We start from the raw sequence: 306 nt of genomic DNA on the forward strand, positions 1-306 counted from the left end.
GTCGGTTCGGCTGGCCACGACTCCCGGAATCAGGGTTGTTTTCTCTTCCTGAGGGTACTGAGGTGTGTTACTGCCCCTCGTTCCCTCCACCTACCCGTTGCGTTGAGGTATGGGTGAAAGCCCATGACGCCGGCCGGGTGTCCCCCTTCGGAAACCCCCGGATCAAGGCCTGGTTGGCGGCTCCCCGGGGACTATCGCGGCCTTCCTCGTCCTTCATCGGTTCCTAGTGCCAAGGCATCCACCGTGCGCCCTTAAAAACTTGGCCACAGATGCTCGCGTCCACTGTGCAGTTCTCAAACAACGACC

General features: G+C 60.8%; 1 rRNA gene. It reads right to left on the reverse strand.

Annotated elements, in window-relative coordinates:
- A 23S ribosomal RNA gene (locus UK12_RS42650) occupies nt 1–265 on the reverse strand; the annotation flags it as partial.
- Between the last annotated feature and the right edge of the window lie 41 nt (nt 266–306).

Source organism: Saccharothrix sp. ST-888 (genome assembly GCF_000955975.1).
Classification (GTDB): domain Bacteria; phylum Actinomycetota; class Actinomycetes; order Streptomycetales; family Streptomycetaceae; genus Kitasatospora.